Origin of the sequence: Hymenobacter fodinae (assembly GCF_004745825.1) — a bacterium.
Taxonomy (GTDB): domain Bacteria; phylum Bacteroidota; class Bacteroidia; order Cytophagales; family Hymenobacteraceae; genus Hymenobacter; species Hymenobacter fodinae.
The window spans coordinates 99,096-115,861 of sequence record NZ_SRLA01000007.1; the positions used below are offsets into that span (position 1 = coordinate 99,096).

The 16,766-nt window shown below is 62.2% G+C and carries 18 protein-coding genes; 6 read left to right on the forward strand and 12 right to left on the reverse strand.

Translation table 11 applies throughout. From position 1 onward, the window contains the following. Window positions 1-116: 116 nt before the first annotated feature. The 3 genes from EU556_RS24355 to EU556_RS24365 all read right to left on the reverse strand — a co-directional run bounded on the left by EU556_RS24355 (window position 117) and on the right by EU556_RS24365 (window position 5,366). Window positions 117-2,840: a malectin domain-containing carbohydrate-binding protein gene (locus EU556_RS24355; RefSeq protein ID WP_135436861.1), complete on the reverse strand. Its 2,724-nt coding sequence runs from the start codon at window positions 2,838-2,840 to the stop codon at window positions 117-119. Window positions 2,841-3,395: 555 nt separating this feature from the next. Beyond that, window positions 3,396-4,301 carry a helix-turn-helix domain-containing protein gene (locus EU556_RS24360; RefSeq protein ID WP_245327898.1) on the reverse strand — a complete coding sequence of 302 codons (906 nt, stop codon included), beginning with the start codon at window positions 4,299-4,301 and terminating at the stop codon, window positions 3,396-3,398. 81 nt (window positions 4,302-4,382) lie between these two features. Continuing rightward, the gene (locus EU556_RS24365; RefSeq protein WP_135436863.1) at window positions 4,383-5,366 is read right to left on the reverse strand and encodes an aldo/keto reductase; all 984 of its coding nucleotides are present in this window, start codon (window positions 5,364-5,366) and stop codon (window positions 4,383-4,385) included. An 871-nt stretch (window positions 5,367-6,237) separates the two neighbouring features. On the opposite strand from EU556_RS24365, the gene EU556_RS24370 reads away from it, so the two are divergent. From EU556_RS24370 to EU556_RS26590, 4 genes are all read left to right on the forward strand, one after another. Continuing rightward, a complete protein-coding gene (locus tag EU556_RS24370) occupies window positions 6,238-6,927 on the forward strand; it encodes a carboxypeptidase-like regulatory domain-containing protein (RefSeq protein ID WP_167855707.1) in 690 nt (229 codons plus the stop codon). Window positions 6,928-6,967: 40 nt separating this feature from the next. Then, entirely contained in the window at window positions 6,968-7,390 is a 423-nt protein-coding gene (locus EU556_RS24375) for a hypothetical protein (RefSeq protein ID WP_135436865.1), read from the forward strand. A gap of 41 nt (window positions 7,391-7,431) precedes the next feature. After that, entirely contained in the window at window positions 7,432-7,794 is a 363-nt protein-coding gene (locus EU556_RS24380; RefSeq protein ID WP_135431402.1) for a hypothetical protein, read from the forward strand. Between the two features lie 610 nt (window positions 7,795-8,404). Further along, on the forward strand, window positions 8,405-8,935 hold the full coding sequence (locus EU556_RS26590; protein ID WP_245327901.1) for a winged helix-turn-helix transcriptional regulator: 531 nt from the start codon (window positions 8,405-8,407) through the stop codon (window positions 8,933-8,935). Here EU556_RS26590 and EU556_RS24390 read toward each other — a convergent pair. Continuing rightward, window positions 8,912-9,091 (reverse strand): hypothetical protein, encoded by a 180-nt coding sequence (locus EU556_RS24390; protein ID WP_135436866.1) that lies wholly within the window; start codon window positions 9,089-9,091, stop codon window positions 8,912-8,914. The genes EU556_RS26590 and EU556_RS24390 overlap by 24 nt on opposite strands. 1,188 nt (window positions 9,092-10,279) lie before the next feature. Here EU556_RS24390 and EU556_RS24395 point away from each other — a divergent pair. Then, a complete protein-coding gene (locus EU556_RS24395; RefSeq protein ID WP_135436867.1) occupies window positions 10,280-10,684 on the forward strand; it encodes an SRPBCC family protein in 405 nt (134 codons plus the stop codon). A gap of 44 nt (window positions 10,685-10,728) precedes the next feature. On the opposite strand, the gene EU556_RS24400 is transcribed toward EU556_RS24395, so the two are convergent. From EU556_RS24400 to EU556_RS26895, 3 genes are read right to left on the reverse strand one after another with little or no spacing between them, the layout of a single operon-like run. Further along, on the reverse strand, window positions 10,729-12,384 hold the full coding sequence (locus tag EU556_RS24400; RefSeq protein WP_135436868.1) for an FAD-dependent oxidoreductase: 1,656 nt from the start codon (window positions 12,382-12,384) through the stop codon (window positions 10,729-10,731). A 48-nt stretch (window positions 12,385-12,432) separates the two neighbouring features. Further along, window positions 12,433-13,455 (reverse strand): oxidoreductase, encoded by a 1,023-nt coding sequence (locus EU556_RS24405; protein WP_135436869.1) that lies wholly within the window; start codon window positions 13,453-13,455, stop codon window positions 12,433-12,435. Window positions 13,456-13,463: 8 nt separating this feature from the next. Further along, window positions 13,464-13,769 carry a HAMP domain-containing histidine kinase gene (locus EU556_RS26895; protein ID WP_135436870.1) on the reverse strand — a complete coding sequence of 102 codons (306 nt, stop codon included), beginning with the start codon at window positions 13,767-13,769 and terminating at the stop codon, window positions 13,464-13,466. Here EU556_RS26895 and EU556_RS26215 point away from each other — a divergent pair. Continuing rightward, on the forward strand, window positions 13,671-13,955 hold the full coding sequence (locus EU556_RS26215; protein ID WP_167855705.1) for a hypothetical protein: 285 nt from the start codon (window positions 13,671-13,673) through the stop codon (window positions 13,953-13,955). The two genes, EU556_RS26895 and EU556_RS26215, sit on opposite strands and share 99 nt — an antisense overlap. On the opposite strand, the gene EU556_RS24415 is transcribed toward EU556_RS26215, so the two are convergent. The 5 genes from EU556_RS24415 to EU556_RS24435 form a co-directional block, all read right to left on the reverse strand. After that, on the reverse strand, window positions 13,931-14,161 hold the full coding sequence (locus tag EU556_RS24415) for a hypothetical protein (RefSeq protein ID WP_135436871.1): 231 nt from the start codon (window positions 14,159-14,161) through the stop codon (window positions 13,931-13,933). The two genes, EU556_RS26215 and EU556_RS24415, sit on opposite strands and share 25 nt — an antisense overlap. Next, complete coding sequence (locus EU556_RS24420; protein ID WP_135436872.1) at window positions 14,146-14,370, reverse strand: hypothetical protein; 225 nt, start codon at window positions 14,368-14,370, stop codon at window positions 14,146-14,148. The genes EU556_RS24415 and EU556_RS24420 overlap by 16 nt, the downstream gene beginning before the upstream one ends. A 31-nt stretch (window positions 14,371-14,401) precedes the next feature. Further along, window positions 14,402-14,674 (reverse strand): UBP-type zinc finger domain-containing protein, encoded by a 273-nt coding sequence (locus EU556_RS24425; protein WP_135436873.1) that lies wholly within the window; start codon window positions 14,672-14,674, stop codon window positions 14,402-14,404. A 51-nt stretch (window positions 14,675-14,725) separates the two neighbouring features. Beyond that, window positions 14,726-15,820 (reverse strand): type I glyceraldehyde-3-phosphate dehydrogenase, encoded by a 1,095-nt coding sequence (locus tag EU556_RS24430; RefSeq protein ID WP_245327899.1) that lies wholly within the window; start codon window positions 15,818-15,820, stop codon window positions 14,726-14,728. A 160-nt stretch (window positions 15,821-15,980) separates the two neighbouring features. Continuing rightward, a complete protein-coding gene (locus EU556_RS24435; protein WP_135436874.1) occupies window positions 15,981-16,454 on the reverse strand; it encodes a Dps family protein in 474 nt (157 codons plus the stop codon). Window positions 16,455-16,766 lie beyond the last annotated feature (312 nt).

Genomic DNA, 16,766 nt, shown 5'->3' on the forward strand with positions numbered 1-16,766 from the left:
CTGCCGGCTCTGCCTGAGTTTTACGGCGCCATACGGTAACCGGCCGTCACTGACCAGCGAGCGTCAGAGTGCCACTTAACCTGCTGCTATCAACTCATGTTGCGGCGGACGGGGCACTAGTTGACAAGAATCCGCCGCTGAGTAGAAGCTTGGCTACCGGTGTGCAAGCGGCAGAAATACACGCCGGCGGGCAGGCGGGTGGCGTCGAGCGGGCGGGCATAGTCGCGGCCCGCTTCCGCCACGTCGTCGAAGAGGGTAGCCACCCGCTGGCCCAGGACATTGTACACCACCACCCGGGCCGGGCCCGTCACCGGGGTCCGGAAGTGAAGCGTGCCGCGACCAGTTAGCGGATTAGGATAGGCCTCCAGCCGGGTGGGCGCCTGCGCCGCGGCCTGGTGGAGGGTGGCCGGCGCACGAGGGGCCGTAACTTCGACCGGTTCCACTTCGATGGCAGACACCTTGGGATTTTCCCGCCCGCCCGCTGCCTGCGAGGTGAAGAGCACATTCAGCGTGCTATCCGTGACCGGGACGGTAAAGACTTCCGTCGTGGCCGTGAAGGCCCCTACTTTCTTATAAATATCATATTCAGCGAGCAGCTTACGGTCCTCCAGGCTTACGTCAAAGACCCGTTGGCCGGCCGCCGTAAAGTAGATTTCGGCAAAGTGCAGCGTTACCTTATAGGAGCCATTGGCCAGGGGCAAGGCGTAGGCGAAGGTGCCGCTCCGATCGTAGCGCTCCGTCTGGTACAGCGCCTCGTCGGGGGTGCCCGCGATGGGGGAGCTCGTCCCGAAGGTATTGCCAGGGGCGGGGGAGAAAGCCTGGTCGGCGGAGAAGACGCCGCTGGCCGTAACCAAGGCCTCGCCGCCCGAATTAATTCGGTAGGCGGTTGGGCTGCTGGCCTCGGTGCCCGGTAGCACCTCAATGGCCGCAATTTGGGGATTGTCGAGGCCGCCGGAATTAAGGGCCGTAAAGTCCAGGTTCAGAATGCCATCGTTGACGGTAACGGGGAAGGATTCCACGAGCGCCGCGTTGGCACCGGCTTTCTTAAAAATGTCATAGGCCGTGAGAACGGGCGAATTTTCCAGGGCCACATCAAACACCCGCTGGCCGGCGCGGGTCCAGTATAGCTCCGCGAAGTGGAGCTTGACGGTGTAGGGACCGTTGACCACGGGGAAAGCGTAGCGCATGACCCCATTGGTTCCGTAGCGCTCCGCCTGGTAGAGGGCATCATCGGGAGTGCCGGCAATAGCGGCCGGGGAAGAAAAGGTGTTGCCCGGCGTCGGAGCGTAATATTGGTCGGCCCCAAACGTACCGCGGGTGGTGCTCACCGCGGCGCCGCCGGCCTTGATGCGGTAGCGGCTACGTAAGGGTGCCGTGGCCGGGTTGAGGCGGATGCTGGCGGAGCCCCCCGTGCCGCTGCTGGAGTTGGCCGTCGCGAAGTCCAGCGTGCCGTCCCCATCCAAGTCCCCCACCGCCAAGGCGCGGGGGCTTTCGGGCACCACCATCGTCTGGTCGCCACTGAAGTTGCCGAGGCCATCGTTGCGGCGCAGGCTCACGGAGTTCGGAAAGCCGCCCGCCAGCAGATCCAGGTCGCCATCCCCATCCATATCCCCCAGGGCCGCGAACACCGCGAAGGAGCCCAGGTTAACAAATCGGCTGCCGCCGAAGGTGCCTTGCCCGTCGTTGAACACCACGGTAACGGTGCTGCCGGTGTTGGCGGCCAGCAGATCCAGGTCGCCGTCCCCATCCACATCCCCCAGCAGCAAGCCCCCCGGCATAGTGGCAATATTCAGGCGCTGACCGGTGCTGGCAAACGAACCCTGCCCGGTGTTCAGGCGCACGTCAATCAGCCCGTTGCGGCCGCTGGCCAGCAGGTCCAGGGCGCCGTCGTTGTTTACATCCCCTAGCACTACGGTCGCGGCGTTGAGGCTCACGGGCACGACGGGGCCTTCGCTCAGGCCCCCGCGACCATTATTTAGCCTTACCCGCACGACCGTGCCGGGCGCGGGCCCACTACTGGTCGCGCCTTCGGTCACCGCATCCAGGTCCCCGTCCCCATCCACGTCGCCCAACGCGGCTCCGCCTACCCCCGCGGGCTGCGGCGGGCCGAAGGTTCCCCCGCTGTTTAAGCGCACGCCCCCACTGGTTACCAGGTCCAGGTCGCCATCGTTGTCCAGGTCGCCCAGCAGAATTCGGCCCGCACTAACCCCGGGGATTTCCTGGCCGTTGACAAACGTGCCGGCTCCCGTATTCAGGCGGACACTGACGGTGTTTTCGGGACCCGTACTAACCGAATTCACGGCGAGCAGGTCCAAGTCACCATCGCTATCGATGTCGCCCACGGCAAGACTAAAGGGGTTACTCAGCGGCACGTCGGGTTGGCTGCTGAATAGGCCCGTGCTAGGGGCCGTGGCCGTCGTAAACTGAAAAACATACGGACGGGTCAGGTTCTGCCCCCCGCTACTCTGCACGGCGGTAGTCACCGTGGCGGAAACAACCTCCCCCGCCTTGAAGGGGGCCGAAGGGTGGTAGGTGAGCGTGTTGCCACGAACGGCGGGGACCCCTGGCTTGTAGCCGCCCGCCTGGGAGCTGAACAGGGCCAGCGCTGACGCGGTAGGGGAACTGGTGCTCAAGGTCTGGGTGAACTCCACCGACACCGCCGCCGGGGGGGGAGCGGCTACCGCATTACGGACCGGAGTCCACCTCGCTGGCGCAAGCCCCTGGGCGCGGGCGACGCTGGTTGAGAGGGTAATGAAAACCAACAGGCACCGGCGCCCGCCCCGGAGCCAGAATTCAGCGGTAGTAACAAACGAACGAGCAACAGCACGAACAGCAGTCATAGCGAAGAAGTCGGTATTAGGTAGGAGCCAACCAGGGCCGGGCGGCGAGCCCTCGGCTAGGAGGTCGAAATAATGCACGCACTAGCCAGTCACTAAATTTACTATTTAATATTCAAATATTTAAATAAATATGTTACCTGCCTTACTGCTAATCCGTAGCGGGCCAACTACAAAGCAGAGTAGGGGAGGGCGACTTGCTGGGCGCTGAGTTGGTTCTGCCGGCCAGCACAGTCCATCTAGCCCGACACATGGGCGCCCTCCCTGGCCTAGCCTATCGCGGTCGGGGCAACTGTGTGGTTTGGGACTTCGAGGGAGAGAAAGCAACAGTAAGAGCTCCGGCAGATAAGTGCAGAGGATGGTAGCAGCTCGAGTTTAACCCCGCTGGACTTAAGCACGTCGAGGGGCTATGACTTCCGCATGGCCTGGGAGCGTAGCTCCGGGCCGCGAGTAGCGTTAAGCAATCTGGCTGCCGATTACGGTTCACGCCTCTAGCCGGTCGGCCCCCGGCAATCGTCCTGCGTTCTATCCGTCTGGGCGCAGCTTGCCCAAATCCTGTTAGGGCGCCGAGACGCGGAAGGCGGCCGGCGTGAGGCCCGTCTTGCGTTTGAACAAGCGCGTGAAATAGTGCGGGTACTCAAACCCGAGCCGAAAGGCCGTTTCGTTGACCGTCAACGAGGTGCTGAGCAGTAGGAGCTTGGCTTTTTCGATTAGCGCGTGATGGAGGTGCTGCTGGGCCGTCTGCCCCGTGAGGGCGCGGAGCAGGTCGCTCAGGTACGCGGGCGAGACGTGCAGCTCGTCGGCAAACTGCTGCACCGTGGGCAGCGGGTGGTTGGCCCCCTGGGCAAAGTGCGCCGTGAGCCGCGCCTCGAAGCGGCTGAGCAGGTCGTGTTCGGCCAGGCGCCGGGTCAGAAACTGGCGGTGGTAGAAGCGGTTGGCGTAACCCAGCAGTACCCCCAGCTGCGCCACCAACAGGTCCTGGCTGAAGACGTCGAGCGGTTGCTCGGTCTCGTGGCGAATGCTGCCGAGCACGTGTTCCAACAGGCACTCCTCCGCGGCCGAAACGTGCAGGGCCTCGTGCACCTGGTAGGAGAAAAAGCCATACGTGCGGATTTTCTGACCCAGCGGGTATTTACGGAGCAGGTCGGGGTGAAACACCAGCGCCCAGCCGGTCATCTCGGAAATATCGAGGCTCGGATCAGCCAGCACTACCTGGCCGGGGGCCAGAAACGTGAGCAGCCCCTCGTGAAAATCGTAGGTCTGCCGGCCGTAATACACGGTGCCTTTCAGTCCGCGCTTGAGGGCGACGGTGTAGAGCTGGGCCACGATCGGGGCGGGAATGACCTGCCCGGTAATCTGCGCCAGGTCAATGAGCGTGAGTAAGGGGTGCGCCGGGGCGGGCAGCCCGTAGTAGCGGGTGTAGTCCGTGACCGTGTGCAGCACGTGAAAATCAGAAGCTTTCATACGCTGAAGATACGATGGGGAGATAACCCGGAGCGAGGAGGATGGCATCCCGGGCGCCGGGCTAGCCAAGCCGTTGGCTTGCTAGGCGTAGGCCGCCCCGCTCACGCTCCCCACGGGCAGCACCGCGTTCAGCTCGGCTACCTCCTGTGGGCTCAGGCTGAGGCTGGCCGCCGCCACGTTTAATTCCAGGTTCTGACGGCGCTTCGTGCCGGGGATGGGCACCACGCCCTGAGTTAGCACCCAGGCCAGGGCCAGCTGAGCCGCCGTCACCTGCTTCTGGGCGGCCAGGTACTGGACTTTCTGCACCAGTTCCAGGTTTTTGTGAAAACGCTCGCCCTGGTAGCGCGGCAGATTACGCCGGATGTCGGTTGGGGCGAAATCTTCGAACTTGGTTATCTCCCCCGACAGAAACCCCCGCCCCAGCGGGGAGTAGGCCACGAAGCCAATGCCCAGCTGCCGGGCCGCTTGCAGCACACCATCTTCCTCCACGCCCCGGTCAAAGAGCGAGTACTCGGTTTGCAGGGCGGTGAGCGGGTGCACGGCGTGCGCGCGGCGCAGGATGTCGGCCGGTACTTCCGACAGGCCCAGGTAGCGTACTTTGCCTTCTTCTACCAGGCGGCTCATGGCGCCCACGGTCTCCTCGATGGGGGTGGCGGGGTCGAGGCGGTGTAGGTAGTACAGGTCAATGTAATCGGTCTTCAGGTTGCGCAGGGACCGCTCGGCGGCTTTGCGCACGTAGTCAGGCCGGCCGTTGAAGCCCCAGGTCAGCTGCTCGTGCTCGTCCACCTCGTAGCCGAACTTGGTAGCAATGGTATACTGGTCGCGCTGGCCCGCCGTAGCCTTGGCCAGCAGGCGCTCGTTGCGCAGCGGGCCGTACAGGTCGGCGGTATCCAGAAACGTGACGCCCAGCTCGCGGGCCCGGTGGATGGTGGCCAGGGCTTCGGCCTCGTCGGGCTGGCCGTAGACGTCCATGCCAGCCAGCGTCGTCATGCCCATGCAGCCGAGGCCTTGGGCGGAGACGCGCAGGCCTTGCGGGCCAAGGGGAAGGGAGGGAATCAGGCTCATGGGGTACGGGGGGGTAAGGTGGAGCAAAGGGCCGCCATTTCATACAGTAGGCTGCCTTTACAAAGGTCCGGTGCGCGCATCGGGGCTCCCCTACACAAAACCGCGGATATGTAACACAAATCGGGGGTGGGAATCACCTATTTGGGACTACCCGTCCACTTACTGATCCGTGAGCTATACGAGGGCCAACCTTCCGGCAGAGCCTGTACAAGCGCTCATCGGCGAGAGCGGCGAATTCTCCCAGCTGACTGAACCCCGTGTTCAGTAAAATGGAGATAGCCTACCCGCTCGATGGTGGTCATGGGATGGCTCTTGTAGCAGCACGGCCCCCATTTATAAGTTGATTATCTCGACTCTTCCCCTACTCGGTAGTACTAGCTGGCGATAGCCTCCCCTGCCATATTTTCACCGGCTTCCTCCTGACGCTACCTACCCGCCCAAAGTGTTGGTTATGGGCTGGCACCGTCTTCCGGCACCTTCCCGTAGAGCTCCGGGTCTGACAGCTTACCTCGGAGTATCACAGTGCAAATTTGGCAGCCTCATAGTACACTAGAATTCATTGCTTCCCCGTGGGGGCAACCATAGCTTTAGTGCGTATTTTTTGGAAGGAAGTTGCCCTGGTAAGCCGAAGTCACGAGTCGTGACGGGAATGCGGTCGGTATCCCTAAAGTGGACTGAAATGAATGTTCCACCAAAAAATACTATAAGGCCGGATATGCAAAGTCACTTCGCTGGCTAGTTGTAAGCCTTAGTCGACAATAAATGCTATTTCACATTATTTGATCGAATAATGTACATACATGCTTGCACCTTTGATCGCATTCTGTTGCCAAGACGACCTCCTGACCACACACCTAGCCACTCCCCTTGCATGAAACTACGGGCTAACCCATTTCACCCGACCACGGGCGATCTACTCCCGGCTTACCGGGACGCGTATCTACGCGGTGACTTATCGCTTGCGAATACGGAGGCGGTTGACGCTTACCTGAAAACGAACAGCTCCCAAGCGGATGCCACGCTGCGCCGGTTCTACGAGCTGAAAGGCCAGGGCCAGCACGTGCGGCCCGTGGGCTGGGTGCAGCGCCAGTTCGAGATGATTCGCACCGAGCCCCAGCGTTTCCGCCAGCGGGCCGCCGCCCTGCTGGTCGGCAGCGCCTTACTAGGCGGCGCCGTATTTGCCGGTACGAACACGCCCACCGAAAACTTCCCCGTGACGGCCGATGCGACGACTAGTGCTGAAGCAGAGTCGGCGGAAGCGTTAGCCGCGAACGCGGCCGCCGGGCGCGTGGTAACGATGCGCGGCCGCATCCTGAATGAAGACGGCCAGCCCCTGGTAGGGGCTACGGTGCTCGACCGGGCTAACCGCCGGGGCGTGTCCACCGACCGGGAGGGCAACTACGCCATCGTCGTGCCGGCCAACCAGGCCACGCAGCTGCAGTACGCCTACGCCGGCTATAAGGAAGAAGAAGTTCTGCTGACGGGCAAGAAGTCCTACGACATCACCCTGTTGCCGCGCACCGACGCTAAAACGAAAAAGCCCCACTGGTGGCAGTTCTAGGGGGCTAGCCCCCCGGCACATCTTCCGCTATTTCTCCTAAATGACTATTCCTTTCCTCAACCGGGTCCGCACCCGCCAGCTCACGGTAGGCGCGTCCCATGAGGCCGGTGTACAAGCCCGCACCGTGCTGGAAAAGCTGTTGGCTGAGCTGCCGGAGCTGCTTCTCACGTGCGTGGTAGAAGTGCCATCCGGCCGGGTGTTGGCTTCCTACACCCGGGAGGCTCACCTCAACCCCAATCAGATCAGTTTGCGGTACGCCAAGCTGCTGCAGCTCACCACTAAAACGTTAGCGGCGCAGCAGATTCCGGGTGGCCCTCTCACTGATATCAACGTGCTACTGGAAGACCAGTTACACACCGTATGGCCCATGCGTAATGGGCAGTGGTACTGCTTCGTGGCCGTCCGTTTCGCCGACGCCAACCTGGGCATGGCGCGGGACATACTGCGCCGCCATACTGCTTAACACAGAGTAATTACCCCTTTACATCATTTTCACCTTTTCCCATGGCTTCGCCGAAACAAACCGTTAAAGAAATTCTGGAAGAGCTGCCCACCCTGTTGGCCGTGGCCGTAGTAGAAACCGAAACCGGCATGCCGCTGGCGGCTCACTCGAACCTCTCTGACTTCGACATTGACACTGCCGCTGCCTACAACACGGAAGTAGTAAAGCAGAAACTGAAGGCCATCAAGGCGCTCAACCTGAACCAGACGGTACAGGACATCCTGCTCACGCTCACCGACCAGCTGCACCTGATCAAGCTCTCGCCCACCGGTGACAAGTTCATCTACCTGGCCGTGAACGCGCGCGACACGAACCTGGCCGTGGCGCGCCAGATCCTGAAGGGCCAGACGGCCGTGCTTGCCTAAGCCGTACTTCTCGCTTGCTCGACAGCGCTACCTGGCCCGTGGCCGGTAAGCTCTTGCCCCATCCGGGGCAGGGCTTACCGGCCACGGGCCAGGTGGTGTTTTGCCGCCTTGTGGCTGGGAGCTTAGTGTTTTACGAAGGAAAATGCCGGCATGACTGCCTTCCGCCGGGCTCTCTGGCAAAAAGCAGCGGCGTGAGCAATCAGCACCAACGGAACTAGGCAGTTGGGTAATTAGACGAAGGGGAAATACAGGTCCGCCAATTAGGCTGCCCAGCAGAACAGTAAGAATTAGAACCAAGGAGACCACCTTCCAGCCCAGCAGGAAGGGGTGACCACCGCCGCCGCTTCAACGTCAAGTTGGAATCCTTGCTACGTATCAGGGCAAGACCCCCATACTGCACGCAACCCCCTTGGCGAGAGCTAGCAAAAATTGAGTTAGATGGTGGAGGAGGTGGCTCATCTTCGTAGCGGATGCATTTAGGGTAGAAACAGTCATTAGGGTAGAAATAGTCAAGCCCAATAGTAACAGATGGCTGGCAAATAACGAGGATCCTCTGAATTGTGGATTGGATCTGAGCGGGGAAGTACAGTATGGCAAGTGGAAGATCCGGTTGCTGTGGTTTATTTATCAGGGGTATAAAAGATCCAGTGAGCTGCAGCGTAAAGTATCGGATGCTTCCCGCCGGGTCGTAACGCTGCAGCTGAAAGAGTTAAAGCAGCACAACCTAGTGTCAAAAATTATTTACCCGGTGGTTCCTCCCAAAGTCGAATATACCCTGACGGCGTTGGGCACCACGCTACTGCCGGTAATTGCTGCGCTGGGTCAGTGGGGGATGAACACGAAAGCCATTTGCGGGAGGTCATTCTACGAGCGGCCCGGTCCGAGGTGGACAGTACCCCCGGTTAGGGTAAGGGGAGAAGCTGACTCTTCAGGAAAGGGCTGTTGCTACTACCCTACTACCCGCGTGCCGGGCGACGGCATTCTCACGCCTATCCTAACCGGTTTTTTTAACACTGACCAAGGAGCTAGCCGCCAGAGTCGAGGAATCCCGGCCACCCCTCCTGCTGCTACCAATACTAGCTCGACAGCACGCAAGCTGTCGAGGGTAGGAAGCTGGTTACGGTTGCTGAAGATGGGGTAGGGAATCGGCGAGTTCCACCACGGGCTTGTCCGAATCCAGCAGGGTGGTGTCGCCCGTTACCGGCATATCAGCGGGGGGCGTTGGCTGTTCCAGGGACGTCTGCTGACAACTAAGCAAGGATATAGACAACAAAGTAGTAACCAGTAGTTTTTTCATACGGGTGGACAAGACCAAAGCGGGTAGGGATGAGGCTACCCAAAGAGATAAGGGAAATGAGCAGGATAGACTTACGTGGAAGATTAGTATAAAATTACAGATCGATAGTATTTGTATAAATCAAGCATAAACGATGATTCAGGTTAATTCTAAGGGGTATATTTTAGCACAAAAGGTATATGCCGTTTATACTTAAATATACCTTTTCGCAAGCTGTTAGTCGCATTTGTACTAGTCCCTTGAGTAACTCGGGGGCGAGGAGTTGGCACTGGTAGCCGGAATAAATTTTCATCGCAATCGAGGCCCCTTTTCCGAGATAGTGGCCGCTGACAGTTAGCCCGAGGGGAACTGCTTGTTAGCCCATGTTCTGGCGGGTTCATTTTATTGATTAATGTCAATGTAATCACTTGCCCCGGCGGTCCTTCTTTGCGGAGGTCCTCCCGGCCGCCAGTCGGCCTTGTCAAACCGACCGGGGAGGACACTAGGGGCTAACGCAGCGTTTTATGCAACTTGGAATTGATAGCGGCGCCGCGGCGCTGCTGGCTAATGGTACGGGCAGCCCACCGAGCGGGACGCCGGCCCAGGCAGAACGGCCCGCCCGAAGTGGGTGAGCCGATGAAGTCGGACTGGACGTGTTGGGCATGGGGGAGCCCCAGCGGGCGGAGTTGCTCGGTTCAGCCCCAACTGTCATCCTCGCGGCCGCCGCCCGCGGCGAATTTGCCCAATCGGCGCCGTCACGGTCCTGGCCGCAGCCGGTCCGGTGCGCGTAGTGCGGGAATTTACCACGCTGGAGCTGGTTTCGCAGGGTCGGGCCGTAACGGTAGTGGGCCTCGGCAACTAGGTACGGGTCGTGGGACGCCGGCGTCGTGGGTAGGCCTCCCGAAGGAAGTATTGATTGGCAGGTGCCCCCGCGGACCAACGCGGCTACTGCAACCCGGCCCGCGTGGGATGGCGGCCCCGCACGGTTGCCGTGGGTGGCGCCGTGCCGGTTACGACTTTGCCAGCCTTCTTACCGCGCGTGTTGTACGCTGCGACCCTGCCGCGCTGGTAGGTGGGAGCAAGCCGGGAGCAAGGCTACACCTGCTGGAGCATGCCCCAGTGACCCATTAATCCCTAGTTAGCAGGCAGCTTTTTTCATATACACCTGGGCGCGCCTACTTCAGTGGGCGGCCACAACCAATTCTTTCTATGGCCAGTACCGTCACCAAAACCATCAACATCCAAACCAGCCCGGAGCGGGTATGGGAGTTTATCAACGACCTGGCCAACTGGCCGCAGTGGGCCATTCACAACGTGCTTAGCGCGGCGCCCGGCGAAAACGGGTACTGGAACATGGCAGGCCCGCGGGGGATCCAACACGTAAAAATGCGCTCCAACCGCGAGCTGGGCATTCTGGATCAGGAATTCAACGACCCCGTGGAGGGCAATTGGCTGGTGCCCTGCCGGGTGGTAGCCGGCAGCGAAGGCGCCCACTTTATGATGACCTTCACCAAGCCCGCGGTGCTGGCGGATGAGCCCTTTTACCAAGCTGTTGAGTTGATTGAGCAGGAGATGAGCAAGCTCAAAGAGCTGCTGGAGAGTACGCCGAGCTAAACACCTCGGCCTGGGGTGCCGGTCCGGTGCCCCAGGCCGAGGTCTTACTCCGCGAGGTACTGATGCACGAACTTGATGGCCATGCTGCCCTCGCCCACCGCGGAGGCTACGCGGGCCATGGCTCCCGCCCGGCCGTCGCCCGCGGCGAACAGACCCGGCACGCAGGTTTCAAGCAGGTAGGGCTCGCGGGGCAGCTTCCACTGGGCGGCGTAGCGCGGGTCGGCCACCAGGTCCCGGCCGGTGAGCAGGTAGCCTTTGGCGTCGCAGAGGGCGAGGTCGCACACCCACTCGGTGCTGGGCTTGGCCCCGATGAAGATGAACAGGGCCCGGGCCGGCCGCTTTTCCGGCTGCTGCCCCTCGCGCTGCACCACCACGGCTTCCAGGGAACTAGCGCCGCAGGCTTCGCGCAGCTGGGTGCGGGGCAGAATTTCAATGTTGGGCGTCTGCTCGATCTGCGCAATCAGGTAGGCCGACATGCTGGCCGCCAGGTGCTCGCCCCGAATAAGGATGAACACCCGCGAGGCGTAAGTCGACAAATACATGGCCGCCTGTCCCGCCGAGTTGCCCCCGCCGACGAGGTAGACCGGCCGGTTGCTGCAGCTGCGCGCCTCGGTGCGGGCGGCCCCGTAGTACACGCCCGCCCCGCTCAGGCGCTCCAGGCCCGGGACGTCGAGCGTGCGGTAGCTGACCCCGGTGGTCAGCACCACGGCCTTGGTGCGAATCACCGACTCATCGCGCAGAGTCAACACCTTGTAGCCCTCCTGCACCTGGAGGTTCACGACTTCCTGCGGGGCCATAAATTCGGCCCCGAGGCGGGTGGCCTGGGACCAGGCGCGGTGAGCTAGCTCGCTGCCGCTCAGGCCGGTCGGAAAACCCAGGTAGTTTTCGATGCGCGACGAGGCCCCGGCCTGCCCGCCCGGCGTCTGCCGTTCAATCAGCAACGTTTTCAGCCCTTCGGAGGCGCCATACACGGCCGCTGCCAGCCCCGCCGGCCCGGCCCCGATAATCACCACGTCGTACAATTCGTGCTGAGCTGCCACCAGCAACCCTAAGTGCCGACCTAAGTCAGCGGTGTCGGGGCGGGGAATGGCTTGCCCGTCGGGGCAGACCACCACGGGAAGGTCATCGACGGTGAACTTCGTCGTGGCCAGCAGCGTGGCCGCCTCGGCATCCTTCTCGATGTCCAGCCACTGGTAGCCCACGAGGTAGCCGCTAAAGAAATCCTTGAGCTCGTGGGACAGGGGTGACCATTGAAAGCCAATCAGGCGCACGCCCGCAAAAGTGGGCCGATACGAGGCCTGCCAGCTGCGGAGTAAGTCGTGCAACACGGGGTAGAGCAACTGCTCAGGTGGGTCCCAGGGCTTGAGCAGGTAGTAGTCGAGCTGCGCCGAATTGACGGCCTTAATGGCCGCCGAGGTGTCGGCATAAGCCGTGAGCAGCACGCGCTTGGCGTCGGGAAACAACGCCAGCGCGTGGGTCAGCACTTCCACGCCCTCCACTTCAGGCATGCGCTGGTCGGCCAGCACCAAGGCCAGCGGCTCGCCGCGCGCCCGCAGCTCATCCAGGGTAGTCAGCGCCTCCGGACCCGAGCTGGCACTCAGGATACGGTAGTCCGGCCGAAACTCGCGGCGCAGGTCGCGGCTGATGGCCGCGAGCACCTGCGGGTCGTCGTCAACTACCAGGATGGCGGGCTTTTTCATGGTTTACCAAGGAGACTAAAGGTTCGTATTGGATGGTGCTGCCGATTTCTAGTGGGGATAAATGGTACCCGTGAGCTGCTCGCTAAGGGTCCACAGACGGTCAGCATTCGCTTCGTCCACTGCGTAGGGCATGACCCCGGTCATGGCGCGCGGGGTAGGGGAATCATCCGGAGTGTAGATGGTCGCCACGTCATTGTCTTCGCAGTACACCCCGCCCAGGCCGGCGAGCTGCGGGCTGGTTGCGCACCAGACGCTGGTAGCGGCCCCCTGGGCCGCGGTCTTCAGCCCCCGGGCGGGGTCCACTACGATGTTACCAGCCGCATCGACGGCGCCCATTTGCCGCAGCTGCTCCGGGGTGACGTACTTGCTCAGACCCGTGCCCGCGATGCTGCCCGGGTGCAGGGAAAAAGCGCGAATTCCCGCTGCGTGCCCGCGCCGGTCCAGCCCCCGGGCGAAAAGCACGTTGGCCGTTTTCGACTGGCCGTAGGCCACCCAGGGGTCGTAGGCGTGGCGCTCGAAGTTGGGGTCGTCGAACCGGACCGGTGAGAGGCGGTGTCCCCGGGAGGACACGGCCACCACCCGCGCGCCCTGTGCCTGCCGTAGCGCCGGCCACAGGCGACCGGTGAGCTGGAAGTGCCCGAGGTGATTGGTAGCCAGCTGCGACTCGTACCCGCGGGCATCGCGGGCCAGGGGATTGGCCATAATTCCCGCGCTCAGCACCAGCAGGTGGAGCGGCCGGCCGCTGGCCAGAAACCGGGCGGCCAGGGCGTCAATCGAAGCGGGGTCGAGCAAATCCAGCGTTTCCACCTCGACGCCGGGCAGGTCCAGCATGGCGTCGGCCGCCCGGGTGGGGTCGCGGGCCGGTACAAGGACGTGGGCGCCGGCGCCATGCAAAGCTCGCACGGTTTCCAGGCCGAGGCCAGCGTGGCCCCCGGTGACCAGCGCTATCTTACCCGTCAGGTCGAGCCCCCGGATAACGTCGGCGGCGGTGCTGGCCGCAGTAAAGCCCGAACCTAGGGGTTGTTGCGCGGTAGCCTGATAGGCAGCGGCAAAAGGAGCTGAATTGGACATGTAAAAAACTAGAGGTAAGAAGCGGATGATAAGTGGTTAAGCTGCCATGCGGCCGCCGGGATCAGCTCTTGAGGCAGCGGTGGCCCCAGCCGACAACTAGCCGGCGAGCGGCGGTCAACAACGGGGGAGGAGACGGTTGTCGGGACCAGGGGGCTAGGCAACCGGCCGCCAGGTCGTGAACTCCGTGCGGCCCGGGTCGGAGGTAACTTCCCGCCGTGCTCCGGCGCGATGCGCCGGGCCATGTCAAGGCCCAGGCCGCTGCCCGCGCCCAGGGACTTGGTGGTGAAGAAGGGCTCCACTACGTGCGCTACCATCTCGGTGCTGATTCCCGGGCCGTCATCCTGCCCGCAAACTACCAGGCAGTTTGCGCGGCGCTAGAAGCCCCCTGTCAATTCCCCGCCGCTGGCGGGAAGGGCGGCCAGGGCGTTGTCAAGCAGATTGGGCCAGACTTGGTTGAAGCCGGCGGTCAGACCCATCACCAGCGGCAGGTTGGGGCGTAGTGGCGGGTGAGGCGTACCTGCTTTTCTCGCAACGCGTGCGCAAACAGGTGGCGCTTGCTGTCGAGCCCAGTGGTCACGGCCAGCCTTTCGGGGCCCGGGGCGCGGTCCATGGGCGAGTAGGCCTTGACGCCCCCCGGCGCAGCAGGGGCCCACTGAGCCCGGCAAAGGCGGCGGGCCGGTCGTGGGTGGGCTATTGGTACGCCCATGGAGCCAGGGCGGCTACGCCTAAGCCGGCATCAAGCACACCTCCGGCCAACCCATAGCCATCGGGGCAGCCGTGCTTTTCAAGCCAGTGGGCCAGCTCATCTTCGCGGCCGGCCGCTGCCAAGGCCGATACCGGAGGGGGCAGCGCCACTGGCAGCCCGGCCAGCGCCGGGAGGGCCGCCCTGGCTCCGGCGGGCAGCAGGTGAGCCATGCGGCAGCAAACGAGACGACGGACGGATGGGCTAGTACTCGGCAAACTCCCGGTCGGGGTAACACCACAACCAGTATTCGCCGGGTTCCGCGGAGCTGACCACCGGGTGTTGGGTGGCGTGAAAGTGCTTGGTGGCGTGCGTGTTCTTCGACTGGTCGCAGCAGCCGACGTGGCCGCACTCCTGGCAGACGCGCAGGTGCACCCAGGTGTCGCCCAGGGCCACGCACTCGGGGCAGTTGTGCTGCGGAGCAGTTTTCAGCTGCGCCGGGTCGAGCGCCGCGAGGTGAGAGCAAACGGAGGCCATGGAGAAAGCAATAAAGGTTGGGATAAGAAGCGGACAACGAAAACGGGGCGCTTAGATGCGCGCCGCCAGATAGGCCGCCACTTCCGCCAAGCGATTCGCGAAGCCCCATTCGTTGTCGTACCACGAGGCCACCGACAGCAGCCCGCCCTGCTTGGCCGTCAGGGACAAGTCAATAATGGCCGTGTGCGGGTCAGCCACGATGCGGCAGGAGGCCCATTCGTCTTCCAACACATCGAGCACGCCCTGCAGGGGCCCGGCCTGCGCGGCTCGCAGGAAAGCGTCCTTCACCTCCTCCACCGTGCACTCCTTTTCGGTCACCAGGTTGAGCTCGGCGATGCTGCCGGTGCGGGTGGGCACGCGGTAGGCTTTGCCAGTTATCTGCAGGCTGGGCCAGATAAACTGCAGCGCCCGCGCCGCCCCCGAGGACGAGGGAATGATGTTCTCGGCCGCCGCCCACGAGTCGCGCCGGTCCTTCATGGGCTGGTCGGTCAGTGACTGCGTGTTGGTGTAGGAGTGCACTGTCGAGAATAAGCCGTACTGAATGCCGAAGTTTTCCAGGATCACCTTGATGGGCGCGGCCAGCGCGTTGGTGGTGCAGCTGCCCATGCTGATGATGTGGTGCTGCCCCGGGTCGAAGGTGTCCAGGTTGATGCCTTTGAGCAGCACCGCGTCGCAGTCCGCCAGGGTCTTGCTCGGCGCGCTCACCAGCACGTACTTGGCTCCCCGGTCGAGGTGGGCCTGCGCGCCGGCGCGGGTGGTCGCCCGGCCGGTGCAGTCCACTACCAAGTCCACGCCCAGAGCGGCCCAATCGGGGATTTCGGTGGCGGAATTTCGGTAGGGAACGGTCCGCTCGCCGATCCGCAGCTGACCCGGGGTGCCCGTCACGGGCTCGGGCCAGCGCCCGTAGTTGGTGTCCACGGCGAAGAGAGCCGCCAAGGTCGCCTCGTCCCGAATGTCGGACACCGACACCGGCACGAACAGGCGCTCGGCCAGCGCTACGCGCAGAAACTGCCGCCCGATGCGGCCGAATCCATACAGGGCAATGGTTTTCATAGAGAAAAAGCAACAAGTGGAGAAAACTACCAGCCAGAAAAACAGGCACGCCGAGCGCCTGAGGGCCTGGCTACCCGGGTCCTGAATCAGCAAAGAAGCCAGGTCCTGCTTTGCCGATACCTGTTATGCTGTTAATCAGAACAGTAAGAACTAGAAAAGCAACTTGTTAGGCCAGGTATTGGCCACGGAGACTTAGGTTAACCGGCAGCCTATGCCAGTTTTTCGGACGGCGGCACTCGACCTACATCGCGGCCTACTTCAGGTGGGACCGCAGCATCCAGGCCGTTTTCTCGTGTTGCGCGAGCAGGGTCGTCACGAAGTCGCTCGTGCCCGCATCTTTATGGGCACTCTGAAACTCGTCGAGGATGCCCCGAACGAATTCAATGATGCTTTCGTGGTCCCGGAGCAAGAGCCGAATCAACCTCAGGCTGTCAGTACCGGCGTCGTCCTGCTCGGTCAGGTGGGTGAGCTGCAGAAAAGTTTTCAGGGAAGCCGGCGCGTAGTGGCCGAGCTGGCGAATGCGCTCGGCCACCTGATCGGCCCGGTTGGCGGCCTGCTGGTAGAGCTCCTCGAAGAAGCCATGCAGGCTGTGGAAGTCGGGGCCTTCCAGGTTCCAGTGGGCCCGTAGCGTTTTAGTAGATAGCACGAACTCGTCGGCCAGCAGGGTGGCCAGTTGATGAGCTACTACCTCGCGGTGCTCCGGGCCAATACCAATGGCGGTTTTCATTTGAAAAGGGATAAGGGGAACAAAAGGTCTCGGGAGAAAGCAACGGGCGCTAATAATTGCTGTTGGACAGCAACTCTGTCTGCTTGCATTAGCCTGGCAAAGGTGAGGCCCGCCCCCCACGTCTGCCTTGACTTTTGTCAAGACTATTGATGAGTTATCCGCCTGCAGAGGAACTGCAATGCGGGCGCCCAGGAAGCGGATTTTTTTTAGCGGTTCAGGAAACTGGTTTAACCACTGGATGACCAACTCCTGAGTAGGTTACTAGGAAACGTACCTAGGCCAGTCAATAAGCCGCAGGAAAAAATCAGGGTA